Annotated in this window: 22 protein-coding genes and 2 pseudogenes; 10 read left to right on the forward strand and 14 right to left on the reverse strand. The window is 48.7% G+C overall.

The genetic code is table 11. From position 1 onward, the window contains the following. Window positions 1-8 precede the first annotated feature (8 nt). From rfbF to rfbG, 6 genes are read left to right on the forward strand one after another with little or no spacing between them, the layout of a single operon-like run. Window positions 9-779 carry a glucose-1-phosphate cytidylyltransferase gene (rfbF, locus tag KP014_RS14030; protein WP_090834606.1) on the forward strand — a complete coding sequence of 257 codons (771 nt, stop codon included), beginning with the start codon at window positions 9-11 and terminating at the stop codon, window positions 777-779. After that, window positions 764-2,101: a diaminopimelate decarboxylase gene (gene lysA, locus KP014_RS14035; RefSeq protein ID WP_246590494.1), complete on the forward strand. Its 1,338-nt coding sequence runs from the start codon at window positions 764-766 to the stop codon at window positions 2,099-2,101. Before rfbF ends, lysA begins: the two co-directional genes overlap by 16 nt. Further along, entirely contained in the window at window positions 2,094-3,479 is a 1,386-nt protein-coding gene (locus KP014_RS14040; RefSeq protein WP_036600173.1) for a preATP grasp domain-containing protein, read from the forward strand. Before lysA ends, KP014_RS14040 begins: the two co-directional genes overlap by 8 nt. Then, window positions 3,476-3,733, forward strand: coding sequence for an acyl carrier protein (locus KP014_RS14045; RefSeq protein WP_051500417.1), 258 nt, complete (start codon window positions 3,476-3,478; stop codon window positions 3,731-3,733). The genes KP014_RS14040 and KP014_RS14045 overlap by 4 nt, the downstream gene beginning before the upstream one ends. A 17-nt stretch (window positions 3,734-3,750) precedes the next feature. Continuing rightward, a complete protein-coding gene (locus tag KP014_RS14050; protein WP_036600175.1) occupies window positions 3,751-4,779 on the forward strand; it encodes a BtrH N-terminal domain-containing protein in 1,029 nt (342 codons plus the stop codon). Between the two features lie 25 nt (window positions 4,780-4,804). Next, the gene (gene rfbG, locus KP014_RS14055) at window positions 4,805-5,944 is read left to right on the forward strand and encodes a CDP-glucose 4,6-dehydratase (RefSeq protein ID WP_090834594.1); all 1,140 of its coding nucleotides are present in this window, start codon (window positions 4,805-4,807) and stop codon (window positions 5,942-5,944) included. 346 nt (window positions 5,945-6,290) lie between these two features. Here rfbG and KP014_RS28775 read toward each other — a convergent pair whose 3' ends face one another. The 5 genes and pseudogenes from KP014_RS28775 to KP014_RS14080 form a co-directional block, all read right to left on the reverse strand. Next, entirely contained in the window at window positions 6,291-6,560 is a 270-nt protein-coding gene (locus tag KP014_RS28775; protein ID WP_246590758.1) for a group II intron maturase-specific domain-containing protein, read from the reverse strand. Window positions 6,561-6,572: 12 nt separating this feature from the next. Beyond that, window positions 6,573-7,169: pseudogene (locus KP014_RS14065) on the reverse strand (reverse transcriptase domain-containing protein); the annotation flags it as partial. Window positions 7,170-7,444: 275 nt separating this feature from the next. Then, the gene (locus KP014_RS14070; protein WP_139210652.1) at window positions 7,445-7,690 is read right to left on the reverse strand and encodes an IS3 family transposase; all 246 of its coding nucleotides are present in this window, start codon (window positions 7,688-7,690) and stop codon (window positions 7,445-7,447) included. A 38-nt stretch (window positions 7,691-7,728) separates the two neighbouring features. Continuing rightward, window positions 7,729-8,013: a transposase gene (locus KP014_RS14075; RefSeq protein WP_036604699.1), complete on the reverse strand. Its 285-nt coding sequence runs from the start codon at window positions 8,011-8,013 to the stop codon at window positions 7,729-7,731. Window positions 8,014-8,756: 743 nt separating this feature from the next. Then, window positions 8,757-9,734, reverse strand: a complete 978-nt coding sequence (locus tag KP014_RS14080; RefSeq protein ID WP_090834593.1) for an SDR family oxidoreductase — start codon at window positions 9,732-9,734, stop codon at window positions 8,757-8,759. 1,222 nt (window positions 9,735-10,956) lie between these two features. Between KP014_RS14080 and KP014_RS14085 the strand changes: the two genes are divergently transcribed. From KP014_RS14085 to KP014_RS14100, 4 genes and pseudogenes are all read left to right on the forward strand, one after another. Continuing rightward, window positions 10,957-11,706 carry an SDR family oxidoreductase gene (locus KP014_RS14085; protein WP_036591071.1) on the forward strand — a complete coding sequence of 250 codons (750 nt, stop codon included), beginning with the start codon at window positions 10,957-10,959 and terminating at the stop codon, window positions 11,704-11,706. Between the two features lie 506 nt (window positions 11,707-12,212). Then, window positions 12,213-12,602 (forward strand): sigma-70 family RNA polymerase sigma factor, encoded by a 390-nt coding sequence (locus tag KP014_RS14090; protein WP_063619444.1) that lies wholly within the window; start codon window positions 12,213-12,215, stop codon window positions 12,600-12,602. Window positions 12,603-12,674: 72 nt separating this feature from the next. Further along, a complete protein-coding gene (locus KP014_RS14095; protein WP_036591068.1) occupies window positions 12,675-12,875 on the forward strand; it encodes a helix-turn-helix domain-containing protein in 201 nt (66 codons plus the stop codon). Window positions 12,876-13,332: 457 nt separating this feature from the next. Beyond that, a pseudogene (locus tag KP014_RS14100) lies at window positions 13,333-14,166 on the forward strand (transposase); the annotation flags it as partial. 149 nt (window positions 14,167-14,315) lie between these two features. Here KP014_RS14100 and KP014_RS14105 read toward each other — a convergent pair. The 9 genes from KP014_RS14105 to KP014_RS14145 form a co-directional block, all read right to left on the reverse strand. Then, window positions 14,316-14,561: a hypothetical protein gene (locus KP014_RS14105; protein WP_036591066.1), complete on the reverse strand. Its 246-nt coding sequence runs from the start codon at window positions 14,559-14,561 to the stop codon at window positions 14,316-14,318. A gap of 189 nt (window positions 14,562-14,750) precedes the next feature. Beyond that, on the reverse strand, window positions 14,751-15,521 hold the full coding sequence (locus KP014_RS14110) for a glucose 1-dehydrogenase (RefSeq protein WP_036591063.1): 771 nt from the start codon (window positions 15,519-15,521) through the stop codon (window positions 14,751-14,753). A gap of 461 nt (window positions 15,522-15,982) precedes the next feature. After that, complete coding sequence (locus tag KP014_RS28780) at window positions 15,983-16,987, reverse strand: hypothetical protein (RefSeq protein ID WP_036591060.1); 1,005 nt, start codon at window positions 16,985-16,987, stop codon at window positions 15,983-15,985. Between the two features lie 97 nt (window positions 16,988-17,084). After that, on the reverse strand, window positions 17,085-18,899 hold the full coding sequence (locus tag KP014_RS14120) for a VirB4 family type IV secretion system protein (RefSeq protein ID WP_036591058.1): 1,815 nt from the start codon (window positions 18,897-18,899) through the stop codon (window positions 17,085-17,087). 4 nt (window positions 18,900-18,903) lie between these two features. After that, on the reverse strand, window positions 18,904-19,737 hold the full coding sequence (locus KP014_RS14125; RefSeq protein ID WP_036591055.1) for a C39 family peptidase: 834 nt from the start codon (window positions 19,735-19,737) through the stop codon (window positions 18,904-18,906). Between the two features lie 3 nt (window positions 19,738-19,740). Then, window positions 19,741-20,367 (reverse strand): TraC-like domain-containing protein, encoded by a 627-nt coding sequence (locus KP014_RS14130; RefSeq protein WP_246590495.1) that lies wholly within the window; start codon window positions 20,365-20,367, stop codon window positions 19,741-19,743. A 74-nt stretch (window positions 20,368-20,441) separates the two neighbouring features. Then, entirely contained in the window at window positions 20,442-22,184 is a 1,743-nt protein-coding gene (locus tag KP014_RS14135; protein WP_036591051.1) for a DUF8193 domain-containing protein, read from the reverse strand. Between the two features lie 70 nt (window positions 22,185-22,254). Continuing rightward, a complete protein-coding gene (locus tag KP014_RS14140; RefSeq protein ID WP_051499577.1) occupies window positions 22,255-22,827 on the reverse strand; it encodes a DUF6550 family protein in 573 nt (190 codons plus the stop codon). A gap of 121 nt (window positions 22,828-22,948) precedes the next feature. Next, window positions 22,949-23,599, reverse strand: coding sequence for a hypothetical protein (locus tag KP014_RS14145; RefSeq protein ID WP_246590496.1), 651 nt, complete (start codon window positions 23,597-23,599; stop codon window positions 22,949-22,951). Between the last annotated feature and the right edge of the window lie 10 nt (window positions 23,600-23,609).

Raw genomic sequence — 23,609 nt, forward strand, 5'->3', positions numbered from 1 at the left:
TGGGGAATATACCCAAGGTGGTTCTGCTATGCGGGGGCTTCGGCACCAGATTGAGCGAGGAAACCGTCGTCAAACCGAAGCCGCTCGTTGAGATCGGCAATATGCCGATCATGTGCCATATTATGGATATCTACAGCTATTACGGCTTCAATGAATTTGTGGTCGCGCTCGGCTATAAGGGGGAGGCAATTAAGCAATATTTCTTGCATTTTCCTTATTATCACAGCGACTTGATGATTCGGATGGCGGATTCGAGCGTCCACGTGACGGAAAGCCGTAGCAAGGATTGGATTGTCCATCTGAACGATACCGGACTTCACACGACGACAGGCGGACGCCTGTATCGGCTTCGGGATCAACTGAGGGACGGAACCTTTATGATGACTTACGGCGACGGCGTGAGTGACGTCAACTTGAGGGCTTTACTCGATTTTCATTATTCGCACGGCAAATTGGCGACCGTGACGGCCGTCAAGCCGAGGGGAAGGTTCGGCACAATCAGCTTCGAGAGCGACCATGTGATCGGCTTTAAGGAGAAGGAGCCGTCCGAGGTCGGCTGGATTAATGGCGGCTATTTCGTATTCGAGCCAGGCGTGCTCGATTACTTGCAGGGCGATCAATCGCAACTGGAAGGGGAGGTACTGGGCCGTTTGGCACAGGACGGGCAGCTAGCCGCTTATAAGCATAACGGATTCTGGGATTGTATGGACACACTGCGCGATAAGCAATATTTGGAAAGCTTGTGGAAACGGGGGGAGGCTCCATGGAAGCTGGCATGAACGGGCGGGACAAATCGGTGGATTCGGCGAGAAAGGAAATAATGACTGCAACGGTACAATCGGGGCTTGACGATGACAGTATCCGGCAGACTGCCCGGCAATACGGAACCCCGCTCTATCTCTATGACGCGGCTGTCGTTGAAGGGAAGCTGGAGGAGCTTCGAAGCTGTTTTCCGCAACAGACGGAGATTTTTTATTCGTTCAAGTCCAATCCGCTCCTGGGCATCGCCCAATTGCTGCGACGCAACGGCTGCCGTATCGAGGTTGCCTCCGGAGGCGAACTGACGGCTGCCCTTGAGGCCGGCTTCGAGCCGCGCCATATCGTGTTTACAAGTCCGGGCAAGACGGAAGAGGAACTGCAGCTCGCCGTCCGTCATGGCATTTACAGTATCAACACGGAAAATATGAGGGAAATCCGAATGATCAACGATATTGCCGGGCAGCTTGGCAAAACCGTCGGCATCGCGATCCGCATCAATCCCGATATCCAGCAGCATGCCGCCAGCATCAAAATGTCCGGCGTGCCTTCGCAATTCGGCCTCGACCAGGCACTGGTGCCCGGGGCGATCGAGGAGGCGCTCCGGCTGGCGAATATCCGGTTAATCGGCTTCCATATTTATTTAGGAACGCAAATTTTGCAGGCGGATGCAATCGTTCGCCACTATAAGCATTCGATCCAAATGGCGCTCGAATATGCCGACCGATACGGCATGGAACTGAAATTCCTGGATATCGGCGGCGGCTTCGGCGTTCCGTATTTCCCGTATGAAGCCGAGCTTGACACGACAGCTTTGAAACAGGGCATCGCAGAAGTATGGAACCGTTACGGCAGCAGGCTCGCGAATACACGCATGGCGGTGGAAAGCGGAAGGTTTCTTATGGCAGAAGCGGGCGTGTTCATCACGAAAGTGCTGTACAAGAAGGAAAGCAAAAGAAGCGCCTTTCTGATCTGCGACGGTGGTTCCCATCAGCATGCTTCGTCGGCTTTTCTCGGAAGGTATGTCCGGAGCAACTTCCCGATACGGGTGCTGGGGAAAAGCGGCGAAGTGGAAGAAGTAACGGTAACGGGACCGCTGTGCACGTCGACAGACATTATCGGCAGCAAAGTGAATCTGCCGCCGGCGGAATGTGGCGATTTGATCGTCGTCGACAAATCGGGCGCTTACGGTCTGACGCACAGCCCGACGCTATTTCTCAGCCATCCGCTGCCCGCCGAAGTGTTGATCGACAAAGGACGCCGCTATGTGCTGCGCGAACGTGGCCGGTATCGCGACGCATTAATAGGGCAGCATTCGATTGCCGAAGAGGTGCGATATGAATAACGGGTTTTCGTTGCCACGGCTGCTCACGTCCGGGCGGCATGAAGGAACGATCGTGTGGCTGTGCAACATCGGCGCTGAGCAGTATTGGCATCAGCAAACAAAGGGCATCGCCGATCGGGAAGAAGACCGGATTGTGAACAGGATCGAAGAGATGAATTTGCTGCTGTGCCGCAAGCAGGATGTGCTCATTCTGCGCGAACAGCCCGACCCGGCTTATTTGTCGGAGTTGAGCCGTCTTGGCTTTGACCTTCCTCGCATCATAACCGTATCTGCGCCGGATCATCATACGCCGATTTCCGAGCTTGTGCTGCAAGATGATGCGGTACTGCGGACTTTGCGCGAGCTGGCGGACGGAAGTGCAACGGTATACTTTATGCCGTACGCCGTTACGGAACTTGAAGAGCGAATCGCCCGGACGTGCGGGCTGACCTTGGTCGGCACCTCGTCAGCATTGTCCGCCATTGTGAACGATAAAATTTTCAACAGAAGAATGGCCGAGGATCTCGGGCTTCCCGTCTGCGAGGGAATCGTTTGCGGATCGGTTGAGGAACTGCCGGAACGGTATCCCATGTTGAAAGGCGCCGGAAGCCGAATCATACTGAAAGAGCCTTATGCGGCGTCAGGCAAAGGGTTGTATATCGTTGATACCGATGAACAATTCAATGCGTTAGTCGCGCGGCTCTCCCGCTTTTCGAGTCGCCGTTCGCAGCATCCATGGATTATGGAGCGATGGCTGGACAAGTCGGCGGATGTGAACGTGCAAATTTATGTCGGCGAGGACGGCGCTATCGATGTGTTCTCCATCAAGCGGCAAATATTGAACGGCACCGTCTATATCGGTTCGCAACTGCCGGCGGAGTTGGAGCCCGAGGCGACCGACAGCTATTTAGAATACGGGCAGACGATTGGACGCTATTTGCACAGGCTCGGATATCGCGGTGTCGCGGGGATCGATTCGATTATTGCCAGGGACGGCGTCATCATTCCTGTCATCGAGATCAACGGGCGGTTTACTTTATCTACATATATTTCGTTTGCCCCGCACATTCTCGGCAATAAGAAGGTATTCTCACGATATTTCCGCCTGCTGGCGGGCGCTCCGATCGATTATTTATCGATGATGACGAGGCTCGAGGACGCAGGCTTGCGGTATGGGCCGGAATGCGGGAGCGGAGTCATCATCTATACGGCAGGTACTTTGCCGAACGTCTCCGTCGGCGAAGACAAGCGTTACATGGGCAGGATATTTGCGTTAGTCGCAGCCGACACGTGGCAGGAGGTACATCGCTTGTCCGACACTCTGGAAAAGTTGATAGACGGCCTGCCTGAGAAAACGGATGCAGTGCAATACTCATTAAGAAAGGGTTCGATGATATGAAGACAGATGTGGATCACAAAGCGATTATCGAAGTCGTGAGCCAAGTATTGAAAAACGATGATTGGGAACTGGTTCAGTTGCAAGAGCATACGGATTTGAGGAATTACAATCTCAGCTCTATCACGGCTGTAGAGCTGATCGTGGCAGTGGAAGAACGTTTCGGCATCTTCGTTCCGGAGGACGACCTGTCCATCGAGAACGTCAATACCATCGACAAGCTGAAGCGGCTGATCTTGAAGAACATGACAAATTAATTGCGGGGAGCGGAATTATGAGCATCGTCAATCCACACATCCATGTGCAGCCGGGGGATCACTGTTTGTTTGCCAGTTTGCGCAACATGCTTAAATCCGGGTTTGGTATCGATATGCCGGAAGCGGATATTTACTTCTGCTGCGACGGCATGAATGTGGAATACCACCCCGATGAAAGACCGTTCTGGCTTGGCCTTTCCGGAGACGCGATGCTTCGACATTTTGATGCGGACGGCCCGGTTCGGCTCCGGTACAGCTTCGATATGGACCATTGGCCGGGGAAACGTCAACTGTTGGATGAAATCGCGGCAGAGCTGGCTGCCGGCAGACCGGTCATGCTGTTTGCGCATAGCGGCTGCCTGACGTACCACTCCATCTACCGGGACAACGTAAGCCGCCCGCACGTCGTGTTCGTTTACGGCATGGATCCATCCGCCGGCGTCTTCCATATCGGCGATTCCTTTCTGCTCGATTATTCAGGAACCGTCCATTCCTATCAAGGTTCCGCATCCATGAACGATTTGCTGGAAGGTTTATACGGAATAAGCTTCATGGCAGCCAGTCAACCGGTTTACTCTCGGGATGATCACGATTGGAAGCACGTGCTGCAGAAACGGATCGCCTCATTTCTGGACGACGGGCGGCAAGCAGAAGGAGGTTCCGTTCGCGGTTTGCAGGCTTACTATGCGTTTATCGACCGGTTGGAGAACGCTGCCGGAATGGATGCGGAACCGTTTGCGAACATATGCAAGGAAGTCTACTACTGCCTTCGCATCGGTAGTATCATGCATCAATGGACGTATTTCATGCAAATTGTGCAGGAATACCCGCAGCAGTTTCGGCATGGCATGGAGCATTGGACAGAGATGCTGGAAGATGAGCATTCGAAATGGAAAAAACACTTGCTCCAAATTTATAAGACGGGCCTGCGCGGCGACCGGGCAAGATGGAGTTCGATTCTTCATCAAGGCAGGTTGCTGCTGGACCGGCTGCGCGATCTGTTGAATCGCTTTGTTGACGATATGTCGGTAAAAGTCCAAGGATAACAAATTTTCTCAGGAAGTGGTCAACATGCTCAACCCGGAGTTTTGGCATCAACGCAAAGTTATGATTACAGGCTGTACCGGATTTAAAGGAGCTTGGCTATCCATATGGCTGCACAAGCTTGGCGCTTGTGTGACGGGCTTTGCCCTTGAGCCGGATGGCGAAAGAAACCTATTTCGGCAATGCAGGCTTGACAGGTTCGTGAATACGATTTACGGCGACGTTCGCAATTACGGGAAATTCAAATGGGCGTTGGAGGAGGCTTCGCCGGAAATCATCATTCATATGGCGGCCCAGCCGATCGTACGGGAATCTTATCGCAATCCGCTCAAAACGTACGCTACCAATGTGATGGGAACCGTTCATCTGTTCGAGGCGGTGCGCAAAGTCAATGATCATAAGAGGCAAGTTCTTGCGGTGCTGAATGTGACGACCGACAAATGCTATGAAAATCGCGAATGGATATGGGGGTACCGGGAGAACGAACCGCTTGGCGGCTCCGATCCGTACTCAAGCAGCAAAGCGTGCTCCGAGCTGGTGACATCTTCCTACCGGAACTCCTTTTTTTCGTCTGAACGGTATGCGGAGCACGGCGTTGCCGTCGCGTCGGCCCGTGCGGGCAATGTGATCGGAGGCGGAGACTGGGCGGCCGACCGGCTCATACCCGATTGTGTGCGTGCTGTCATGGAGGGACGGCCGCTCGAATTGCGCTATCCGGATGCGGTTCGGCCGTGGCAGCATGTTCTGGATCCGCTTTACGGATATATGCTACTCGCGGAGAAGCTTGCGACTGTCGGTCCCGAATTTGCGGAGGCCTGGAACTTCGGACCGGGGGAAGATGAACTGCAAACCGTGGAATGGATGGCTGGCCGTTTCTGCAAAGCGTGGGGTGAAGGCGTCTCCTACCGGAATCAGGACAACCGTCCGGAGCTTCATGAAAGCCGGCTGCTGCGGCTCGATTGCTCCAAAGCGATGGGCAGGCTCGGCTGGCGATCGCTCTGGCATGCTGGCCAATCGGTCGACAAAGTAGTGGAATGGACCAAGGGTTATATGCAAAAAGAAGACCCGTATGATATTTGCCTGCGGCAAATCGAGCAATATACGAATGAACTTGCCGATAATTCGCACAGCAATCAATTAATGTATCAGGAGGCTAGACGGACATGACGTATATGCAAGGAAGACGGGTTATTTACAACCGAATCGGTTACCGAAGGGCGGATGCTCTTCAAACACTATCGGTAAATAATCGGATAGGAGGCTATCCATTAGTTGGATAGCCGACCTTCCACACCACCGTACATACCGTTCGGTATACGGCGGTTCAACCGTTTGAGTACAATTGACGAAGATGCTCGTACTGCGTAGGAAAGTCATAATATCCTGCCTGTGCGAGCTTTTCGTTTGTAATAGAACGGGACAGAACCGGGCTTCCGGCTATGCGCCAGTAGCCCAAGCGGGAGTTTCCCCATGGGTAGGCCTGCCACTCCGGTACTCCCAGCTTCCGCAGATTCTACACCTTGGTTCTCGGCTTCTTCCATTGCTTCCAGATGTACATACGGAGCCGCCTTCGCAGCCATTCATTCCAGCTTTGCAGGATTCGCTTCATGTCGGCTACATAGAAATAGCCGATCCATCCGCGAATGTAGACCTTTACGTTTTCCATCACCTGCCTGGCATTTCTGCCTTGCCTTCGGCTCGTTAGCTCTTTCAGTCTCCTCTTTGCCTTTACCAGGGATTGTCGGTGGACGCGGATGTACACGCCGTTTCCGTTCTTTCCCATCGCGAAGCCGAGGAATTTGAAATGCTTCTGCGCGACTACGCTGACGACCTTGCTTTTCTGCGTATTCATCTTCAGTCTCAGCTTGTTCTCCAGGTACGTCCGGCTGGTTGCCAGTAGCCGCATTGCGGCCCGTTTACTCCTGGCCAGCACCACGATGTCATCCGCATAGCGGATGACGGTCACGTCTCGGCTTTGCATCTCCTGATCGAATTCGTTCAGATAGATGTTCGCCTAAAGCGGCGATAGAGGACCTCCCTGCGGAGACCCTTCTTCCGTTTCGCGGCGTATTCCGTTTTCTATGACTCCGCTTTTCAGGTACTTCTTGATCAAGCCGCTTACCCGCTTGTCCTGGATTTGCTTGCGCAGCAGGTTCATCAAGAGCTCATGGTTCAGCGTGTCGAAGTACCTTGAGAGGTCGATTTCTACCGCATGGCCGTATCCCTGCTCCGCATAGGCCTTCACTTTTCGAATCGCCTGCTGCGCGCTCCGTCCTGGGCGATAGCCGTAGCTTCCATCCGAGAACAGCGGCTCGAACAGCAGTTGCAACTGCTGAGCGATGGCTTGCTGGATGATGCGATCCACCACCGTGGGAATGCCCAGCTTTCTCACTCCGCTTCCATCTAGTTGGAGGATTTCCTTGCGCCGTACCGGGTTCGGCTTGTACCGGCCATCCCGAATGCTTTGCAGCAACTAGTCTCTGTTTTCCCGCAACCAGGGCAGTGCCGCTTCCTTGAGACTTACGATTGTTCGGCCCTTCCTGGGAAAAAAATTCCCGGTACTATGGCCTCTGCTGACTTCTCACAGCAAGCTTTACTCCGTCTTTCGGATTTTTTTCCTACTCCACGTCTGTGAGACCTCCCCGGGTAAGAGCGATAACCTTCCTCTCATCCACCTGCCACATTTACATGATGGGGTTCGCGGGAGACGGTACGCTCGGAGATGGCAATGCCGCTGCGTTTGAGGTGCCGGGTGAGCTTGGGACTGCCGTAGAGCCTATTCGACTGGGCATACGCCTGCTTCACGTTCTCTGTCCATTCCCGATGTTGCCGCGCGCGTTCGCTTTCCGGTCTGGACCGCCATTTGTAATATCCGCTGCGAGATACGTTGAGGACGCAGCACAACTTCTCCAATCGGTACTCGAAGCGGTGTTCATGGATGAACGAATACTTTACCGACGGTCTTTTGCGAAGTAGTGCATCGCTTTTTTTAGGATTTCGTTTTCCTCTTGAAGTTCCCGGATACATTTCTGCATCTCCCGCATCTGATGTTCTTCGGATTTGAACACCTGCGCGGCAGTGATCTCAGGCTCTGCTGCAAACTTCTTGACCCAGCCATACACGGTATTGTCATTGATCTTGAGTTCCCGGGCGACCTCCGCCACCGGCTTGCCGCTTTCCTTAATATGCTGCACCGTCTGCCGCTTGAACGCTTCGTCATACACAGGTTTTTTCATTCGACACAGTCTCCTTTTTCTTCGCTGTTCCTTTCAGTATATTCTGTGTCTACTATTCAGTCTAACTTCACTTGTCTAAAGGAGTTTTTTCCCGCAGCCCTTAAGTTTTTTAACAGAATTCCTCAACTCTGTACCTTAAAGTTTGTGCAACTCTACCCTACAGCAGAATCTTTAACGGGTGTATCCCTAAAAGATCTGGGCCGTGTATTGAGTGATCTTCGTCACAAAGCTCCAAATGATAAAGCCGAGAAAATACTCTATAACAAAGCTCGCAGAAGGACATCTTGCGTAAAGCCCTTTCGTAACGCTCTACATGAGTTCGCATGGTGTTCTATAGATGGGAGCCTTGGGCAAAAGAATATTATTATCGCAAACGTAAAGAGGGAAAAAGCCATCATGTAGCAATTCGTTCTTTAGCTAATAATTGGGTACGGATCATTTTTGCATTGTGGAGAAAACAGGAAAATTACGACTCAACTGTTTTTATAACATCCCAAACAAGGCACTTCCAAAAAACGAGATAAGGGATTATGCCAACCCTAAAGGAATCATCCACATATAAAACAGAACATATATTCTATATTGACATAGAGGGTCTTGCCTTCAGCTAACAGTTCCTACTGCCAAGCCTATAGCGGACTTTCACCGCCTAGTTATCGCCCATGCCGGGCGCACATCGGATAGGAGGCTATCCAACTCATGGATAGCCTCCTATCCGATTCATTTTTCTTATCGAATGGGCTCTATGAGCTCGTGGTCATCCCGCCATCAACATGAAGCACTTGCCCTGTAACATAACGGGAATCATCTGAAGCCAGGTAGACATATGTAGGTGCAAGCTCAAACGGTTGCGCGGCTCGGCCCATGGGCGAGTCAGCGCCGAGGATTGCAATGAGATCGGCCGACATGCTGGACGGAACAAGCGGTGTCCATACTGGGCCGGGGGCTACTGCATTTACGCGAATCCCTTTCTTGACAAGGCTATTGGCGAGTGCTCGGGTGAAGCCAACTATAGCTCCTTTGGTGGCGGTGTAATCGATTAGCAATGCATACCCCGCATAAGTAACTACTGAGGTCGTTCCAATTATTGAGCTTCCAGCCTTCAAATAGGGTAAAGCGGCGCGAGTAATGTAAAAATGAGAGTAGATATTCACTTTAAACGTATCGTCAAACTGCTCGTCGGTGATGTCAGTGAGTTCGTTCTGCTGAAACTGGACGCCGACATTGTTTACAAGGATATCTAGATGTCCAAAAGTGGCGATGGTATGTTTCACCAGGTCAGAGCAAAGCCGCTTATCTCGGACATCTCCAGGAAGGAGCAAACAGTTTCGCCCCAATTCCTCAATCCGCTGTTTGACGGAATTGGCATCTTCGTGTTCGTCTAGGTATGAGATAGCTACATCGGCACCCTCCTTTGCGAATGCAATAGCTGTGGCCCCGCCGATGCCGCTATCTCCGCCTGTGATCAGGGCGACTTTGCCGGTAAGTTTATCGCTCCCCCTGTACTGCGGATTTTCCATAATGGGTTTCGGTATCATGAGTCGGTTAAGACCTGGTTGGCGGAACTGTCGTTGCTCAGGGAAGGTTAATGGGATGTCTTGATACTGTGTAATCTTACCGTAGAATGAGTATATTGGATAGGGAGAAGTTACCATCCGTTGCTCGAATTGTTGCTGCAAGTTGTGAATGGCGGCATAAAGTTGGTTATCTTCTTGTTTCATGTTCGTCCTCCTTCGATATCGCATTATTGAGAGTATAGTATATGCCGGTCTAGATGGGTTGATGTTAGTGGAATCAAATGGGGATTAAATACTAATTGTTGTATTTCACTGCCACCTGCATATGATAAAGGAAAAACCGTAAGGAGGGATCAATACCGTGAAGGTTGAGTTTAGTTTGCAAGTAAAGAGAATCCTTGAGCGTGAATCTTCACAGAAGGCTTATATGCATTACGATGCTAACCCGTTCACCTGGTCCGCGCCGGTAATTATGCCTCGCCCGCCATATTATGCTTCACCACGTTTCGAATGGAGCTATCCATTGATATAAGATAGCCAGTTCCAATTGCAGCGCTAAGTAAGTTTATATCGGTTTCTCCCGCTTCTTCACTTAATGATAGACGGGACTGAAACCGTATGTATGAAACACCTAAACACATTTTCAAGTTCAAGCAGCCAGCCGTCGGAGATCCATTAATCAGTTTTGTTTGAATCCGATTTGAGTCAAAGCAGGTGGTATACTTATGACGGTTTGAACAAAGATTGCCGTCGTTGTTTACATGGTATCTTCGGACTATACGCTTTAGACATTAGGATGGAATGAAACGATGCGATAGAGGCATTATCAGCAGGCGTTCCTTTACGGGACGTGATCATGGTAATGCCTTTTCCTTTTACCGCAGCCTGGCACGCCCGAAAGGAATATATGCTTCTTGGCCGCTCGCCGTGAGCAAACAGAATCAAGACATAGTGCAGTATAATGTTAAATTATGGTTACTCCGAAGCACAAGGAATCACATGGTCTAAGCGTATACGCTGCTAGAAAGAAGGGATTTTCGATGGAAGTCATGCAGCTATTGATAGTACAGCGTTTTCAGCTTATGAGAAAAACAACCAAATTAATAACAGATCCAACGGGGCATCCTAACTGGGGAACGAAGTTTTACTCCTTCCCTTTGGGCAACAAGGTGAAGTGGTTTGGTGACAAGCTCCATCTTGCTGTCGACACCTGTCACAAAAATTCCATAAAGATAATTAACAATTTTTAATGATTTATTCAATAATAAACAAATCGCGTTCTCTTAACTATTGTAAGCATCCTGTTTCTATATGTAAAATTATAAACAGTAGTTGACTAATCAATGAATGATGACTTTATTTGTTGGGTGAAGTCAAACCCACAAAAATTATTTTCAATACAAATTAAGAAAGGAAGTTATTAATTATGTCTAATATTCAAGATAAAGTTGTTGTTATTATGGGTGCATCCAGTGGAATTGGAGAAGCAACTACCAAAAAGCTTGCACAAGAAGGAGCAAAATTAGTCATTGCGGCTCGTCGTGAAGATCGTTTGAAAGCTCTTGTTGAAACATTACCAAATACTGAAATTACATACGCGGTTGCCGACGTATCGAATAGAGAGGAAGTCCAAGCAGTTGCAGATTTAGCTGTTGAAAAATACAGTCGAATAGATGTCCTTTTTAATAACGCAGGAGTCATGCCAACTGCGCCACTTTCAGAAACTCGCTTTGATGAATGGCGTCAAATGTTAGACATTAATATCATGGGTGTTTTAAATGGAATTGCGGCAGTTTTACCTTTAATGAAAAAGCAGCGATCTGGTCATATTATTGCAACTGACTCCGTAGCTGGACATGTTGTTTATCCAGGTTCTGCTGTGTATTGCGGAACTAAGTTTGCCGTTCGGGCGATCATGGAGGGGCTTCGCCAGGAAGAAAGAGAAAATAATATTCGATCGACTATAATTTCCCCAGGTGCGGTAAGCACAGAACTTTATACAACAATTAATGATCCTAAAAATCGAGAATGGGTAAGGGATCTTATGAGTAAAGGTGCAGAAGGTCTTTCTTTGAAATCAAGCGATATCGCAGATGCAGTAGCTTATGTGATCAGTACACCTGACACTGTTTCGGTAAGTGAAATCTTGATTCGACCAACGAAACAAGTCGTATAATGGATTTTACGATTAACGAAATTTCGTCCAACAGCCGACTGCTATAAAATTCCATAATAAAAGTTGCCCCTAACCTTTTAGGGGTTTTTAGTTTATTTGTATACTAAATTTTTAAATTGGAGCTCAGAAGGATTTGCAGAAGTAGCCTAACAAAAAGCCGAAAAATCTAAAAGTTACCCTAACAATATTGCCAAGCCTATTAGAAGACAAGAATTGGAGTATAAATGTCAAAGGATAAACGTGCTGCCCTTGTTACCAGCAGGAATAAATTAGGTATGAGTTGCCGGATGGTTCGACTCAGTCTATTTCGGGGCATAGCACCGGTATTATTTATAAAAGAGATTATAGGCTCGTCATCAGAAAAATACTCCAATTTTTAAGCCTCGACTTTCTTGGTTTTCAAGAATTAGGAGGCTTTTTTCAATTTTCGGTTAGTTAAGTTGCTTTTTTATTCCCCACTTCCCATTTAAATAGTTAGAAACAAATGGAAGAAAGGAGAAGTCAAAATGAGCTCAGAGTTTAGAACTTGCGAAGCGGAAATGGTTGAAAAAGGATTTAGCATTTACATTAAGTTATGTCTGCAACATGCCAGAAGAGACTATTTCAAAAAGCTTTACCGAGATTCTTTTTATGTTAGGTCGTATGATGAAGTTGCATTTGAGACAAACATCATTAACTTTCGTACAAGTACTACAGTATCGATTGAGGATTCCTCAGCACTTTCACAAGCTATCGAAATTCTGAACTCATCTGAAAAAAAGGTTCTATTTTTGAAATATTATCAATGTAAAACAGATAAGGAAATAGCCGAATTTATTGGAGTATCAAGACAGGCGATTACGAAGTCAAGAAAAAAAGTATTGGTGAAACTTAAAAGTCACTTGGAAATACACTAGTAAGATTGACTTTCACATACGTTCCCCCCCTCCATCATTTGTAATGAAACCTATTCAAAAGGGGGAAACGCAGTGCACGAAGTAATAGACTTGATTCAACTCGCTCAGAGGGGCGACAAACAAGCTGAGGTTGAACTGATCGAGCGATATAAGCCGCTGATTAATAAGTATTCAAGGCATAACGGCATGCTTAATGAAGATTGCAAACAACAATTAATCTTAGAATTCATTTTAGCCGTTCGTCGATTTGATCTCAGCCGTTATCATCATTAATGTATGTGTTCGCCTTTCAACTGACCATTTGGGACATTTGAAGGGCGAATTTTATGTGCGTTCGGAACAGACAATTGGTCTGATAACTCAATTCTCAAACTACTAGGGGTAGTACCAGCGTCGCTGTCACCAGGGGCAAAGTAGATGGATATAAATGTTAAATTCATGTCGTAAACGCATGAATTAAAATTACAATTATCGTGTCGGGTTGCGTCAATGGTCAAAGACGGAGCTAGGCTGCCAATCCATGTCGGCAGCCTTGTCTTAGTTGGAGATTGATCTTTCGTTCCCAGTTAATGTTTTACTGTGATACGGTTCACCGCGAATGATCTTGAACTATTCTGTCCGTTCGTAATCCGCTCTGATTATTGAATTATGTAACATTAGACTGACTGACTATGCTGAAGGACAAACAACCGCTTGATGCGGAATATACGGTAGGTTCCGGGAACTGAATGTAGAAACGGAATCGGGAGTCGCCCAAGTGCCGAAGATAACAGAACCACTGAATCTGCTTAAAGAGACCGTTGAAGATGATGTGAAGCAACTGCGCATCTCGCAGGATCAGGATGCGCGTGTCGGTCATAAGAGCGCTGACTCCTCGTTTTTTGGCTACAAAACGCACCTCGCAATGGCTGAGGAACGGATCATAACGGCAGCGGTAATTACCACTGGTGAGAAGAATGACGGTAAGCAGTTGCAGACCCTCATCGAGAAAAGCAAAGCAGCCGGAATGAAAGTCAAAACGGTCATTGGAGACACAGCATACTCGGAGAAAGATAACATTGCGTACACAAAAACCAACGAAATTGAACTTGTGGCGAAACTGAACCCGCTCATCACGCAAGGCGGCCGCAAGAAGGAAGACGAATTCCTGTTCAACAAGGAAGCAGGGATGTACGTATGCAAAGCAGGCATATGGCGATTCGGAAAGCTAGGCAAGCTAGGAAGAAAAGAAGGTGGGAAAAATCAGAGGAACATTAACTACTTTGATGTAGAAAAGTGCAAGAGTTGCCCCTTCAAGGAAGGGTGTTACAGCGGTGGAGCAAGCAAGATGTACGCTGTAACAATGAAGTCAGACGAGCATTCAAAACAAGCAGATTTTCAGGAAAGCGAATACTTTAAAGCTAAGGCGAAAGAACGTTACAAAATTGAAGCCAAGAACAGTGAACTAAAGCACCGGCACGGGTATGATGTAGCCACATCCTCGGGTCTGCTTGGTATGCAGTTACAAGGAGCAATGGCCATATTCGCGGTGAATCTAAAACGTATATTGAAAATTGTAGAGTAGGAAGCACGATGCAATACAATCAAATAGGCGTAAAAACGAAGACATCCACACTCCAATATCTGGAAGTGGATGTCTTCGTTTTCAATTGAACTTGCAAGTAGAGCCAAAAAACGGAGGTTCTTCAGCGGCCTCTTTTTGATAGGTGGGGGCTATTTTACGTTTACTTTATACATGATTTGCCCGAAATACTCCTGCCGAATCGGATATACGACATCTCCCAGTGTGAGGTGCTTGCCGTCATTCATCCAGTCCTGACGCTGCGATTCTAAGAAGTTTTGTGTCATATACTGAATAGCCCAATACTGTCGGATACCCTCGAACGAGAGCAATTGATATTGGTTAAATCCTAGCAGTTCTCTGAAATAACGATAGCTCGTCTCGATGTTCCATCGCATGTGATAGCAGCTTAGGATTGTAACAGTATCCAGGCTCTCATCCGTGCACAAGAGAACTTGCGGTTTGCTCGAGTCGGTGTAATCATCTTTCCATGACAGCAAAGCTTTGCACAGAATCGGTTCCCAGTATTAATATGCCATATCTATTTAGTAGAAAAACTCATCTTGTGTGACAGGGTCTCACTTGCATTAACTGGAAGTTTGGCCACCATCGACAATCATAGCTTGCCCAAGAACAAAAGAAGCTGCATTCGAGCACAGCCATAAAACAGCGGAGGCAATCTCTTCCGGGCGTCCCATCCTCCCGATAGGTTCTTGCGCAATCATCTTCGCACGTCCTTCCGGAGTGCCGCCACTCGCGCGTTCAATCATAGGGGTATCAATGATTCCTGGACAAATCGCATTAATACGAATATTAGATTTAGCGTAGTCCAACGCAGCTGATTTGGTTAAGCCAATGATACCGTGTTTGGCAGCAGCATAAGCTGCTTGCCCGGCGAAACCAGTAACTCCGGCCCCTGAAGAATTGTTAACAATAACTCCTCCACCCTGATGAAGCATAATTGGTATCTGATATTTCATGCAGAGAAAGACACCGCATAGATCGACGTCGACAATCCTGTACCACTCTTGCTCCGTGATATCCGCAGCGGCAATAGACCTTTGTTCGATGCCTGCATTATTAAAAGCGATATCGAGGCGTCCAAAAGCACGGAGGGTGTTGTTCAACGCGGTTTTTACATCGTTGCTTTTCGCTACATCCCCATTTGCCACTAGAACCTTACCATTCATATTCAAAATCATGCGGGCTGTCTCCTGATTTGTATATTCATTGATATCGAAGACGACGACATTTGCCCCTTCGCGTGCAAAAGCCAACGCGGTGGCACGGCCAATTCCACTACCAGCTCCGGTAATGAAAGCTGTCTTACCTGAGAATGATCTATTTGTATAATTCATTATCACAGTAATCCTCCCCCAATTGTACTACCAGTATAGAATCCACCTTATATAGCTACAAATATCCTCAATACATATATTCAGATGTTCTTGTTTTTATTCATGTGTAGATAATGTTCCCAGTAGCATTACATAAACGGTGATATGGTCAGTTGGGAATATCACACTTTTTTTGTGTAAGTTGTATTTAAAAATGTCGCTGATTCGAAGTAAGCGTCAAACCTAACACACCTTCAACATCACTTCATTTCATGAGATCATGAAGGTATTCCAAGCTAGGAGGCTGCCTTCATGTCTCCAAAAGAACAACTTCAGCAGCTGTGGGCTGATCGCATTGCGGATTACCAGGCCAGTCGAATGATAATGGTCGCCTGTAGCTGACACTATCTCAGACCAGTGAGCGGATTGTTTAGGAGGAAAAGATGCTTCCTTCTTCCCAGAGTAGGGGGTATATTTGATGTTTACAAATAATTGGCTATTAATTGCTTGCAGAAAGGTGAATTTACTTCTGTGTCAAATAATTCGTGTGAGCTTTCTGCAAAGGTAATATTCTCCGTGCTGACTTTCTTTAAAAGAGGTTTCATATCCTCCGGTACAAACATGCCCAGCGCTTGAACGGTCAATGGGCTACAACGTTGCATTGCTCTAAAAAACACAGGTAACTCATAGGGCATGGCCGATCCGCAAAGTATCCGTACATCCGCGTTCACAAAATCCGCCTGAAGTCGCTTTTCTCCCAGTACACCGCAATCCATCACGATGAAGTTATAATCCCGATTCAACTCCCTCGTGAAATAGAAGTCGCAGCCCTCCATGACATAGGCATTGCCACTTTGTTCCGGCTGAAACAGATGGATAATTTGGGCTAGGTGACGGCTGGTGTTGGTTTCTACGTAGCAGGCCGAAGCGCCATGGTTGTTCAGCCAGCAGACCAAGTTGAATGCAGTAGTGGTAACGCCGGATCTCCGGTCACTCCCAGCCAGAGCAATGCGAATGTTCGTGCAGGAGAATTGATACTGTTCAGGTTCCCCGGGTCGAAGGATGCTTTCAGGAACTATCGGCGGCACGATTCGCTTAAATCGCTGCATCCCGCCAGATGACAGGGATTCCCGAATCTCTTCTTGAATGGTTTCTATTTTTAAAGCCGTTATGAGGTCCGTTATTCCGGAGTTCACCAGTTGGTGCAGAAAAGGACTGCTCTCCGGCAGTCCTTCCACGATGATGATAACGCGCATATCATACATCGTTTGAAACGACAATAACGCTTGCGCCATTTCCTCATCAGATTCCAAAACCGCAGTCCGATCTATTGCAAAATAGCGAATATGGCCGAAATGCCGCATATCCTTGACCACAAAAGACAGGAGCGAGAATTGTCCGGTTAGCTTTTTCACCGGCAGTTCCAGTTCCGACTCAACAAAGTCCAGTAGGTTGACGTTGGCATTGCTGGTCAAATATAAAATCATTGTCCTACCCTTCCCTCATTAACAGCAGAATGGCCCCGATAATCACCAGACCGACGTAGAAGAAAAGCTCGATGAGCTGCTTCTTTTTGTCCATGACTTACCGTCCTCCCGCCGTACCCATGTAGTTAAATTTGTATTCCGGGATATCAAAATGAATATGCAGCCGTTTGGAGCCGATCATCAATAAGGCATGTTCGCGTTTCTTACTGGCTAATAGTTCCTCTTCGGCATCGGTCAGGTTATATAGCTCCCGCGTTTCTTGCAGGTTTTTCCCATCGGTTCCCATCAATATTTTAATGCAGGGAATGTCCAGCAACGCTTGCCCGTACATTTTCACTTCCGGGGCGAGAAAATCGACGACACTATGGGAAATGATCGCGAGGCCTGCCTCGTACTTCCGGGCACGTTTTTCCACATTGCGCAAAAACACCAGGCTTTGCGGCACGTTCGGGTCGATCATCAGATAGCATTCATCACAAATGAGCAGAACCCGTTCCGTCCGATCTTGTGACATTTGCTCCCAGCACCAGGACAGCAGATTAAAATATTGGGTTCGCTTGATATTGTCGGAGGTATTTTGTAACGTATGGGTATCCAGGCAAATGCATCGGCTATGGGTTTGAATCGTGCTGTGGCCGTTCCACAAAAAAGAATCCCCGCCATTTGCAATATCATGCAGCAGCAGGGATAACTCCTTATAGACTTCATCGCCAAGCGTTTGCTCCTTGTTATGGATAAGAGCGTACAGGTCAGAGAAGGTGGGGAAGTCGGTGTTTTGCAGCTTGGTGATGTCCGTTGTCCAGGTGATCTTAAACTGGTTGTACAATTCGATCAGGCATTGCTTGAGGACGGCTTTTTGCATCATGGTTAAGTCGGGGATGTAGAGGTTAAAGAAGATTTCCAGATTCTTGAGATGTAACGCCATGTCGGACATGCCATTGCCTTCATCTTTGTAGAGAGGAAATTCTTCATTCACGTCGTCGAGGGGAGCCGGGCGGATTTGCAGAGGGTTGATTTTGCCGTTCGATCCGCCTCCGGCATTGATCCAATCGCCGTTTAGCTTCTGACACAGTTCTTTGTATTCGGATTCCGGGTCGATGAAAATGATTTTGGTTCCTTTCATGTATTCACTGAGCGCCACGTGCTTAACTGCCGTCGATTTGCCCACGCCAGCCACGCCCATAATGACGATGTTGGAATTGGTCCGGTCTCCGCCGCGCTTCCATAAATCCACAATAACCAGCCCGCCGCTGGCGTCTTTGGCTAGGTAATACCCGGTCCCATCGTTGAAGCCGGAGCTTGCAAAAGGAAAACCACCGACAAAGGTACTCATAGGCATGATCTTGTTCAGGATATGTTCAATCTGTCCTTGGGCGGGATACATTGGAGAAAGATGCCGGAAGCTCTCCTTTTGCAAATGGGCCAACGTGCGGATTTTGCAGCGCATCATGCTAAAGGCATTTTCCACACGCCGAGAGGCGCGTGCAAAAAGCTTATCATCCTCGGCAAAGGGCATGACTAACACGTTCATCAATCCCACGGTTTCACCGTTCTGGTCGATTTGCAGCATAATGTTCTCACCATCTGCCGCTGCTTTTTCCGCCCGCTGACGGGTGAGCGGGTCTTTGGCACTGTCGGCCAAGCTGCGGTTTTGCGTAATGGACTTGGATATGGCAGAAATCAGCGCACTGTTGTCAATGGGTTGAAAGCCGATGGATACCATCGTGGCGGGCAGATTGGTCAAAGTGGAGAGCCAGCCGACATCGGGCTTCGCCGGGTATTGAATAACGCCGTACAGCTTGGCGGATTGCTCTCCTATCATCAGACCATTTCGGGTAAATTCCAGACCCATCGGGGTGATGACGTTTAGTAACGAAGGATTGACGGTTTGTACAGGTTGAGACTGCTTCATCGGATTATGACTCCTTTCCGCTGATGATCCAGAAGGGACCGCCAGCAGCGGCATTCTTTCGGGCCTCATTTTGAATGATGGAAAAGTCCCAGGCTTGCTCACTGCGTTTGCGGCTGGCCGGGTCAGCCACTAGAATTTGACCGTCCTTGGTCACGCCACGCAGCACCATAAAATGACCGGAGGAGGTAAAATGGCCCTTACCCATAATGGCAACAACCAGTTTGCCATTGGAGAGGGCGTCGATGATTTTTTGCTGCTCTTTTGCTGCGGCTCCTTCAACTTGCAGGCCGAAGTGTTTGGCTCCATCGGGAATCAGGCTGTGATAGCTGCCGGTTCCTTCGGCCAGATAGCCATTTTGGTACGCCCAATTGGACATGGCAACCGGATCAATCGCTGTGTCGGTCAAAGTAGAGACGACAATCGCCAAAGAAGTCGGGCCGCAGCCGGAAGCACCGATGGTATCACGGGGGCCGTAGGGCTTGTCCGCCCAGCGGCTGTCCATTTGGTTGTAGTAGACCACTTCCCGGCTGCCATCCCGGAAGACCACCCCTTCATACTGTTGGCCCTGACTTTCCAGATAGCCCTCATCCGTTTCCTGCAGCAACTGGGTGTAGCCGAAATCCATCCGCATTTCATCGACGATGGGAGCTTCATTCGGACTCAACATCAGCCTGAGCGTCTCCAGGGGCGAAGTGAGCAATTGCAGTATCATCGCCGCAAGGAGCAAAAATCCGATGACGGGAACCAGGATCAACGTAAGTATCCGTTTACGCGACTCTTCATCGGTGGCGACTTTGACGGCAACTTTTGCCAATAGCTTGGCGGTGGCCGGGTCCATAACTTATACCTCCCGAAGCGTAAGGAATGGCATCGTCGCTTCCGGCTCTGTAATTTCCAAATGCGTGTAAGCCGGATTGTTGACCAAATTACATAGCCGGACAATATCTTGCTGTTTCAATAATTTCGCCTCCACCTGTCCGTCCTCAAAATGCTGGGCAAGTCGCTTGGCCTTCTCCTGCATGTCCCGTTCGCCTCCGGCTTCAAGGCGCTGCCATAACATCAGGTAAAATTGCCGTTCCACCACTTCACCGGACAGGGCAAAGGTGTTCATCTCCAGCATCTCTTGTCGCAGCAGTTCCTTTTGCTTAGGATCGGCGGCGGGTAGCAATGCACCAAGTTCGGAGATGAGAGGTGATATATCTACCGGACGGCTGACGGCAAGAAATTTGAATGGGAAACGGACAGAGGATAGTTCTGCGGTTAACTTGTTAATCAGAAGCCGTTTCTCCGAAGGGCTTAATAAGTCCAAGCTGATGGGGAAGATTCGCAAGTAGCAAAGCAGCCAGCCGTCTTGGGTGTACAGGAAGTTCCCGCGGATGTCCTGGACGTTCACAAACTGTTGAGCCGTTTGCGCAGCAAGATCGGCTTGTTCTTTAGGCTTTGGTTTTCTGGTTTTCAGGTAAAACAAAACAACTCCCCCGCCGATGAGGCAGAGGAGCAGCATAGTAATAGGTAGCAGCATAGGTGCGGCACAACCTTTCGCTATTTTGTTTTCTGCGGCGCAATGTGCCAGTCAGATAGTAAATTACCGGAAATCGTAATGGTATCGTGCAACTGAAGCGTTAACATGCCATCCGGCGTCCATACATCTAAAATACGGGTGATCGGCGTATAAGGGCCGTCCGGGAACCACAGCGGACTGAAGTGAACGCGGCTTTCGTAGGTGGAATACTCGTTGGGCTTCAGCCAAAAGCTGGCGTTATATCCTCTTGTATGGAGATCATGCAACCGCCAATACGTCTGATAAGAAAATTCGGGAAAATAGGAAACAGCATGTTGTGCGCCGGTGATATGACTGCTTGGTGCATTGGAGGATAGCGTGGTAAAGCTATTGATTTCGATACCGTAGCCTGATTTCATCCGGCTTGACGATAAGGTAGGGGATTTGGAATCGGGAGCAACCGACTGGTAGGCAGTGAGTGAAGCGGTATAGCCAGTCCAGTCATAATCCCACCAGCCGTTGTCTTTCCAATACCCATGATCGACCCAGTATCCGCCGCCTTGCCCATCACTATGCCAGCGCCATTTGGAAATCCAAACCCAGTATTCATGCCAGTGGGCCGACCAGATGCCCCAGGATGCGCTAGTTTTGGCTGAATAAGCAGGGATAGAAGGAAGCTGGAAGGAGTTATTTCGGTCAGTGGCCTTCGGATCAGGCGGCAGATTTTGGTTTAAATCCACGACTGAAGCAGTGATGCGAGAGACGCTTAGTTGGCCTTGAGAGGCGCTGACTTCAATCGTAACCGTTTGCGGGGTAGTAGGCGTTCGCCATTTTACCCAAACCAGTTGGCTCTCACCTTCGGGGATAACGATGTTTGTTACCGTATAACTGCTACCCATGATGTGAAACGCAACGCGGGCTGGGTCTTTTGGTGTGATTTGCGCGGAAGTGGAAAGACGGACGGAGGTAATGACATCGGTGTCGGTACGGTACTGATAGCTGGTTTGGCTAGGCGCTGGCGTGGTGGGGGAATCGTGAAAACGGACGATGCCAAGGCCCAAGGACGTTATGATCTGATCGTTGCTGACGCGGCTGCTGGTGGGGCCGTCCCAAGCAGGAAAGCCAAGATCGGAGGTTTCCAGAAACATCGCCAAGGGCAAGTTCTGGTGGGTCAGGCTAACCATTTTGGAACGCAGACCGCCGTTCAGGATTTGGTCATACAGAGCAGCTTCATGGGCGGTCATAGCCATTTTGACGCCCTGAAAGGTAATATACGCAATTGGCTCCAGAAGCAGTTTATAGTTGCCATTGATGAGAGTATCGTAGTCAAAACCAGTTGTTTCAGCGATATAGCGAACAACCAGTTCATCGGTGAAATAGGCCTTAATTTCTTCCAAGGTTGCTTGCCCTCGGTCAGATTTTATAATGAGGGGAAGTTCCTTTTGCGGGTGCACAGAAATATAGCCTTTGTTCATAGGAGTTAATGAAGCGCCGTTTTGGTATTGTAACTTACTGATTTTTCCAAAGTGAAGTAATGTACTCGGCGGTGTTTTGTTTGTCAAGTCAATTGGGATGGTCACAGGGACACGATCCCGATCCCTTATGATTGTGATACGCACCCCCTCATCATTCGTATTCCAGTAGTTTTGACCAGTGCCACTGCCCATTCCACCGCCACCAGTATCAATATTTCCTTCACCACCGCCATCTGCATAACTAATAAATGGGACAACAAATGTAAACAGCAAGGCCATAATCATGATGAAAGTTGCAGTTTTTTTCACTCGTATCCCTCCCAAAATAAAAAAAGCGCAACTTTGTAGCCGCGCTTCTCAAATATTTTAAAGTATGGGATTAATCCATTGTCCCTACTTTATTACCAGTTAACTCGTCACCTTCTTTTCCAACTGTGGTTTCTTGGTTTGGTCCGCTATCATCTACCCAACCAAAACCGGGAAAATAAACCTGTCCTTTGCTATTCTTATCTCCCGCTTTCGGCTCGGCAGCTTGTTTATTCGGTTGAGTCTCTTTTTCCTCATAGACAGGTGGAGAAGCCGGAGACTGTGCTTTTTCGGTTTCTTTTACCTTTGGTTTCGGTGGTTCCGTAGGAGCGGGGGTCTTTTTCGGTTCGCTAATCGGAACCTCTACCTGTTTCGTTTCTTTTTCCGGTTGAAGGACAGGAGCTTCGGAAATAGCCGGTTGCGGCTTAATCTCGGCAACGACAACAGGAGAAGGGCTTGGACTAGGCGAAGCCGCTGAAGGACTTTGCTGAATATCTTTGATCGTTACATCCGATGGAGTAGCTGACGAAGTGGCTGCTGGCATCACAGGGGTTACATCGCTTTGAGAGTGAGGCCAGACGGTCCATATGGCGACAATTCCTACGACCATAAGTCCCCCGATAAGTCCCCAGGTTTTTCGTTTCATGTACGTCATCTCCTTGAATCAATATGGAATCATCGAAATAAGGGTTATCTCTATTGTACTGTATAATTCTGTAAATTCCAATAGAATCCGCGATGTGGTTTTTTATCGGGCCTCTCCCGCGCTAGGGATTTCCTTTGCTGAATCTTGGCATATAGACCGCCTGTACTTGCAAGTCCGCTTGCATCGGAGGCAAATGGCTCCAACCAAAAGAGAGCGGGACTTCCAGATGGATGACAGCCTGGGCGGTAAACTGCCGGATGGTGTTCGGTGAATCGGGGGCAAAAGGTGCATTGAGGATGGTGACAGTTAGCCCGGACAGGGTATATTCCGTCTGGTCGCCAGCTTGTTTCACATACCGGCTTCCTTGTTGGGTAAGTCCCAATGTTTCACTGAGCCGGGGATATATACGGCCAGTGGATACTTGCTCCCTCCATTGGTTCGAGGAACGTGCAAAGCCGCCGGAATAGCTTTGCCGCAAACCGGTATAGACGTTGCTGTAATTTTCAGTCGCCGCGGCAATGATCGCGCTTTGTACGGCATCGCGCACACCGCTGGCAATGATCGTCAGGCGCAGATATTCATACGCTGCGCAAGAGACAATGAGGATCGAGAGTACAATCGCCACAACCAACGGAAATCCGTTGCCGGAACGGTTATTCCAGACGCGCTTCATTTCCAATAACGATAGGTAATCCGACGCTTTTACCTCGACAGTTGCCGCCGCAGTCAGGCCGGATTTTCCCCCGTTTCGCACCGTGCATGCGACTTTCACCGCACACGGC

This window comes from Paenibacillus sophorae (genome assembly GCF_018966525.1).
GTDB classification, from domain to species: Bacteria; Bacillota; Bacilli; order Paenibacillales; family Paenibacillaceae; genus Paenibacillus_AQ; species Paenibacillus_AQ sophorae.